Here is a 6,295-nt window from a genome sequence, read left to right as displayed (position 1 = left end):
CACCCGTTCGCCACTCGCCACCAGAGCAAGCTCCGTGCTGCCGTTCGACTTGCATGTGTAAGGCATGCCGCCAGCGTTCAATCTGAGCCAGGATCAAACTCTTCAGTTTAATCTCTGTTACTTTGCCATTTTATTGGCACCGTCTTGCGACGGGTCGCTCACTCAAAAAACTGACAGGCCACTACTTTCGTAGCGCCTATTTCATTATTTCTTGTGAACATTTGATATATTTTAAGTTAGACGCCAATCCTAAGATTGACGCTGCACTTACATCAAATGCCCACACTTATCGACTGTTAATTGTTAAAGAACTGCATTCGGTTACTGCTTTCGCGCTATCGACAAAGCGTTGTGTTTGTCAGCTGCGAAGAAGGAAGAGTATGAAGCGTTTCGGCTAATTCGTCAACCTTCTTTTTCACCCTGCTTTACTCGGCATTTGCATGCGTCGTTCAGCGAGGGGGCGAATTATAGCCCTGCCCCGCGCGCGCCGCAAGCGCTATTTTCACGCGCTCACCGCCCAGCAAGCCTTGTCTTCACTTCAAGCGCCTTTTTGTGCAGCCTGTCGCAATCGGCTGGCGTAGTTCGTGGTCTTTAGGCACAGTGGCAATATCAGACTCTGACGCTACTCAACAAGGGGTTAAACTTGCCCGCTGCGTCGATTAAACTCTAGTACTTGAAAGTGCCCCCTCATGCTTCCGATTTCCAGCCTGCCCCAATTGTTGAAAACCATCCTCGCTTGGTTACAACAGGCATTCGACGCGACGACGACCTGGGTCACCCAACTGTCTTGGTGGAAATTCTTCCTGTTCGCTGCGCTGGCTCTGATCGCCGGCTCCATTTTGCAAGATGAGCTGTTCTCGTCCAGCCCGGACGAAGAAGTGGTCATCAAGTCGCATAAACGCAGCAGCAAGGGTTCGGGGGAAACCAATATCCTGATCGACGATACGGGCATCCATTTCAATCCCCGCAACGGCAAGAATCGCCGCAGCAGCGCGGCCGAGGCGGCCAGCGATCCAGCCGATGCCGCCGAGGCGGACGCAAAAGCCAGCGCCGTGCCGCCGGAACCGCCGCAGCCACCAGCCGCCCCCGCCAAGCCCAACTATCCGGTGACCACCAATGCTTCAGGGGAAGAAGTCCATATCGAATTGCCGCCGCAAATCGGCGAAGAGCTGTCGAATGCCATCGAAGAAGCGGTCGATGATGCCGCCGAGCAAAAAGTGTCGCGCTACCACCAGCAAGCCTCGACCTGGTTCAAGAGTTTTGTGTCCTTGCTGGTGTTGGCCCTGTTCGCCATGAAGGCCCTGGTCGGCGGCAAGAAACGCGCCGAAGCGGAAACCGTCACGGCCAACGAAGCGGCTGAACGGGAATCCATGCAGCGCCAGCTCAGCGAAGCGAAGATGCAGATGATGCAGGCGCAAGTCGAGCCGCACTTCCTGTTCAACACGCTGGCCTCCGTCGAACACCTGATCCAGGTCGATCCGCCGCGCGCAGCCAAGATGCAGCGCAGCCTGATCCAGTATCTGCGCGCCGTGCTGCCGCAAATGCGCGACAACGCCCTGATTACCAACCTGGGCCGTGAAGCGGACATGGTGCAAGCGTACTTGAACCTGCTGAAAATGCGGATGGAAGAACGCCTGACCGTTGACTTCCAGATTCCCGACGGCCTGCGCAGCGCCGCCTTCCCGCCCATGATGCTGCAATCGATGGTGGAAAATGCCATCAAGCACGGCCTGGAAGTCAAACCGGAAGGCGGCACCCTGCGCATCGTGGCCGAAGTGGCGCACAGCAAGCTGCGCGTGACCGTCACCGATGACGGCCTGGGCTTTGGCGTAGTGCCCAGCGATGGTACGGGACTGGGTTTGCCCACCATACGCGAACGCCTGAAGCTGCTGCATGGCGACGAGGGCAGCCTGACCATTACGCCAAATCAACCGTCCGGCGTGTGCGCCGTGATCGAAGTGCCATATCAATTGTCCAAGTAAGACAGAGTAGTTGATAAAAACGCTAAATCATTGAATAATCAATCTTCGCCTGTTCACACTTGAGACCTATGCCTACCGCTATTATTGCCGACGACGAAAGACTGATGCGCGACCAGCTACGCCTGCGCCTGGGCCAGGCCTGGCCTGAACTGGAAATCATCGGCGAAGCCAAGAATGGCGACGAGGCGATCGAACTGGTGGAACAACTCAAGCCCGATTTTGCCTTCCTCGATATCCGCATGCCAGGCAAGACGGGCATGGAGGCGGCGCAAGCAATAGGCAGCAAGACGCATATTGTCTTCGTCACTGCCTATGACAGTCACGCCGTCGAAGCCTTCGAGCGGGGCGCCGTCGACTACGTGCTCAAGCCGCCCGAGCATGAGCGTCTGCTGGTGACGGTGGAGCGCCTGAAAACGCACTTGAACAAGCCGGCCCTGGACGTCAACAGCAGCGTCACGGCCATGCTGTCGCAACTAGCGGAAAAAATCACGGCCAAGCCCACCTACCTGCAATGGATACAGGCCAGCATCGGCCAGGACTTGCGCATGATCCCCGTGGAAGAGATCCTGTTCTTCCGTTCTGACGAGAAATACACATGCGTACAAACGGCCAAGTATGAGGCGCTGATCCGCAAGCCCGTGCGCGACTTGGCCGAAGAGCTCGACCCTTCGCTGTTCTGGCAAATCCACCGCGCCACCCTGGTCAACGTGAATGCCATCGAAGGCGTGACGCGCGACATCCGCGGCCGTCACCTGGTACTCATCAAAGGCAAGTCCGACAAGCTCGAAGTGAGCCGCAGCTTCCTGCACTTGTTCAAGCAAATGTAAGACTCCGCCGCCGCCCGGCCCAGGCCGGTGCGGCGCCTTGATCTCTTCCTTTCCCCTTTCTGCGCCACATCAAGCCGCGCCGCGCCAGCAGGCATAGGCTAGATAAAGTCCAACTCTCCATCGCTGTCCTGTCTGCCTTCGTACACGTTCGCAAGGAGAAGCCCCATGCCCGACCGAGGCAGTCCCGCACTGCTGCGCATCTTGCCGCTGGGTATGGCGGCAGCGCTTTTGCTGTGCCTGTTTCCTCCACTGAAAGCCCGCCGGCAGCAGCAGGCGCGCGGACAAGCCATCATCGACAGCGCCAGCGACGCCATCATCAGCATCGACAGCCGCCAAATCATCCTGCATGCAAACGCGGCAGCGGCCAGATTGTTCGACGACACGCCGGCCGGCATGCGCGGCATGCGCCTGGGTCACTACATCCTGCGCGACTTGCGCACCCTCGGCGGCCTGGGCAAGCACGATGGCGAGCCGCCGTTTGACGATATCAGCCAGGAACTGCGCCTGACGGGCCGGCGCGCCACCGATTACACCTTGACGGGACGGCGCAGCGATGGCGCCATGTTTCCCCTAGAAGGATCGCTCTCGGCCATGCAGGAAGACGGCCATAGCGTATTTACCATCATCGTGCGCGACATTACGGCGCGTCAACAGATGCATGAACAGCTGGCCCGCTCCTTTTCGCAATTGCGTGAATTGTCGAGCGCACTGCAAACCATCCGCGAAGAAGAACGCAAGCATATCGCGCGCGAACTGCATGATGACCTGGGGCAATTGCTGGCCACCTTGCGCGTCGACCTGACCCTGGTGCGTCAGCACACGGAGACCACCCCGTCCCTGCAAACGTTGCTGCACAGCATGGACGGCTTGCTGGTGACGGCCATCACCTCGCTGCGGCGCATCGCCAGCAACCTGCGTCCGCGCGCACTTGACGAAGGGGGCTTGTATTTTGCACTGCAAAAACTGCGTCACGACTTCCTGCTGCGCCGCGCCATCCATTTCGACTTGCTGGCCGACGAGGCCGACCTGGTGCTCGACGATGCGCGCAGCACGGCCATCTACCGCATCGTGCAGGAAGCACTGACGAATATCTCGCGCCATGCTGAAGCGAACCACATCACCATCGCCCTGCACCGCATCGATTCCTCGCTGGCCATCACCATCCAGGATGACGGCCGCGGCATTGCCGAACACGACCTGGAAAAAGCCACGGCACTGGGACTGCTGGGCATGCGCGAACGGGTATGGGGCTTGAACGGCAGCATCCATATCGGCGCCGATAGCGAACTGGGCGGCACGCGCATCGACATCTCGCTGCCCATGAATGCCGAGGCGGCATCTGCGGCGATGCAATAAAAAAAGGCGCCCACAGGCGCCTTTGCTTCGTCACATCGAATGATGCTTAGAATTTGTGTGCCAGACCGATCTGGTACGAAGTCAGCGACTTGACGCGCTCGCGGCCAGCGTAAGCGTACACGTCGGTGCGCTTCGACAGGTGGTAGTCGTAACCGACGCCGAATTCCTTGATGGTGTCCTGATCCTTGAACTTGTTGTTGCTTTGCTCTTGCTTGCCATACGACACTTTGGCATCGCCGCCGCCCACCGTGTAGTTCAGGCCGATCAAGTAGGACTTGAATTCGCCAGTCGTCGCAACCTTGGTGTCGCCTTTCGAGTAGGCGGCCGTGATCTTGGCTGGGCCGAATTTATAGCCGCCACCGATGGACCACAGGTCAGGCTTGGCGGCCGTTGCCGTTGCTTGCACGGCTTTTTCGTAGCCGGCGTGCAGGCTGATCGGGCCATTGTCGTAGGTTGCCAGGCCGATCACACCCGCGTCAGCGCTGTTGACTTCGCTCAGCACGTATTGCAGGCTGCCCACGAAACCTTCAAAGCTTGGGCTGTTGTAGGTTACGGCATTGTTGACGCGCGACGTGCCGACGCCCGAACGCAGCAGGGTTTCATTGTTTTTGCCGACCACGCCGTAGGTGTTGAATGGGTCGACGCGGGCGATGGTGCCATCGACCAGATTCTTGGTGCGGCCCAGGATGGCGGTACCGAAAGCGCCTTTCAAGCCTACATACGCTTGACGGTCGAACAACACGCCTTTTTGCGCACCGGTGTCGGCCAGGAATTCACTTTCCAGGTTGAAAATCGCGGACAGGCCGCCACCCAGATCTTCCGTACCCTTGAAACCGAGGCGCGACGCATTGTTTTCGCGTTGTACCGTCGGCTGGCCAGTGGTCTTGGCAATACCGAGGTCAACCAGGCCGTACACGGTGACGTTCGATTGTGCTTGCGCCGTAGCTGCTGCGAAGGTGCCGATGATCAATGCTGCCAGAGTAATTTTTTTCACTTGAGATTCTCTACATTAGGTTGGACAAGAATGGTGCTGCTTAGCTGCTGAACCGAATCATGCCCACGAAATACTTCAACAATATGACATCGACAAGATGTTGTTTTTTGGAACAACATCTTGTCAGATAAAAACAACAGGCGAAAAAAAACCGCCCGAAGGCGGTTCATGCTGCAACAACAGAGCCTCTCAGGCGCAGGTCGGATTAGCGTAGCGTAATCCGACAACATTGTCGGCACGGGCCAAGGTGTTGTCGGATTACGCCCTGATGGGCTAATCCGACCTACCGCACAGACATGCCAGCTTCAAATCAAGCTTATTCACACGACAGTTCAGCATCCGGTAACGCAGGTCGTAGGTCGTAGGTCGAATTAGCGTAGCGTAATCCGACAATATTGTCGGCACACCACATCAAAAGGCCCGCCTTACTTCAGACGGCAGCTCAACAGCCAGTAGTATTCCAGGCGCTTCATGCGGATTTCGCGGGCCGAGTGGGCAAACTTCTTACGCAGATGGCTATCCGATGGGAAATTCTTCAGCACTTCATAGCGCTCGCCCGCCTCCGTCGTGCGGAACTGGTGCGTATTGCCTTCCAGGTCCGTGCGCGCGATCACGGTGCTGCTGCCATCGACATAGGAATTGTCGATCAGCACCAGCAGGATGTCCTTGCCCAGCTTCGTGCGCAATTGCTTCAGGTATTTGTCCTGGTCTTCGCGCTTGACGTGCGACCACCAGAAACCCGCGAACACGGCCGTGAACTTGCCCAGCATGTCGTCGGGCAAGTTGAAGGCATCGAGCTTGGCGAAGGTGACGTTGTCGGGCAAGCCGCGTGCCTGGGCCAGCGCCAGCATTTCATCGTTGATATCGGTGGCCAGTACGGACTCGGCCGACTCGGCGACCACTTCCGTCCAGTAGCCGGTGCCGCAAGCCAGTTCCAGCACGGTGTGGCCTTCCAGCACGTCGGCGACCTTGTCGCGCAACACTTCCAGGTCTTCCTGGCGTTCGGGCTTGTCATAGACGCGCTCGTACTGCTGCGCGATGGTGGCGTAATATTTGGCAAGCTGATCGGTAATCATTGTTTCTTCTCTTCTTAAATAATCTTGGCCAGGCACCTCGCCCGGCCGACTTCATGCATT

At 57.9% G+C, this 6,295-nt stretch carries 5 protein-coding genes and 1 rRNA gene; 3 read left to right on the top strand and 3 right to left on the bottom strand.

What is annotated here, in order from left to right:
• Window positions 1-109: ribosomal RNA gene (locus tag CSQ95_RS17925) — 16S ribosomal RNA — on the bottom strand; the annotation flags it as partial.
• A 580-nt stretch (window positions 110-689) separates the two neighbouring features.
• Between CSQ95_RS17925 and CSQ95_RS17920 the strand changes: the two genes are divergently transcribed.
• The 3 genes from CSQ95_RS17920 (at window position 690) to CSQ95_RS17910 (ending at window position 4,165) form a co-directional block, all read left to right on the top strand.
• Complete coding sequence (locus CSQ95_RS17920; RefSeq protein WP_099410477.1) at window positions 690-1,982, top strand: sensor histidine kinase; 1,293 nt, start codon at window positions 690-692, stop codon at window positions 1,980-1,982.
• Window positions 1,983-2,050: 68 nt separating this feature from the next.
• Window positions 2,051-2,809 carry a LytTR family DNA-binding domain-containing protein gene (locus CSQ95_RS17915; protein ID WP_070290528.1) on the top strand — a complete coding sequence of 253 codons (759 nt, stop codon included), beginning with the start codon at window positions 2,051-2,053 and terminating at the stop codon, window positions 2,807-2,809.
• Between the two features lie 165 nt (window positions 2,810-2,974).
• Window positions 2,975-4,165, top strand: a complete 1,191-nt coding sequence (locus tag CSQ95_RS17910) for a PAS domain-containing sensor histidine kinase (RefSeq protein ID WP_099410476.1) — start codon at window positions 2,975-2,977, stop codon at window positions 4,163-4,165.
• A gap of 46 nt (window positions 4,166-4,211) precedes the next feature.
• On the opposite strand, the gene CSQ95_RS17905 is transcribed toward CSQ95_RS17910, so the two are convergent.
• A complete protein-coding gene (locus CSQ95_RS17905) occupies window positions 4,212-5,159 on the bottom strand; it encodes a porin (RefSeq protein ID WP_052140115.1) in 948 nt (315 codons plus the stop codon).
• A 425-nt stretch (window positions 5,160-5,584) separates the two neighbouring features.
• Window positions 5,585-6,235: a class I SAM-dependent methyltransferase gene (locus CSQ95_RS17900; protein ID WP_070219464.1), complete on the bottom strand. Its 651-nt coding sequence runs from the start codon at window positions 6,233-6,235 to the stop codon at window positions 5,585-5,587.
• Window positions 6,236-6,295: the final 60 nt, after the last annotated feature.

Origin of the sequence: Janthinobacterium sp. BJB304 (assembly GCF_002735765.1) — a bacterium.
Lineage (GTDB): Bacteria > Pseudomonadota > Gammaproteobacteria > Burkholderiales > Burkholderiaceae_D > Janthinobacterium.
This window is presented reverse-complemented; position numbering and strand designations above follow the sequence as displayed.

Bases quoted from the DNA above. Each gene is read 5' to 3' on its own strand.
- CSQ95_RS17920 (WP_099410477.1), top strand. From the start codon at position 690: ATGCTTCCGATTTCCAGCCTGCCCCAATTGTTGAAAACCATCCTCGCT.
- CSQ95_RS17915 (WP_070290528.1), top strand. From the start codon at position 2,051: ATGCCTACCGCTATTATTGCCGACGACGAAAGACTGATGCGCGACCAG.
- CSQ95_RS17910 (WP_099410476.1), top strand. From the start codon at position 2,975: ATGCCCGACCGAGGCAGTCCCGCACTGCTGCGCATCTTGCCGCTGGGT.
- CSQ95_RS17900 (WP_070219464.1), bottom strand. From the start codon at position 6,235: ATGATTACCGATCAGCTTGCCAAATATTACGCCACCATCGCGCAGCAG.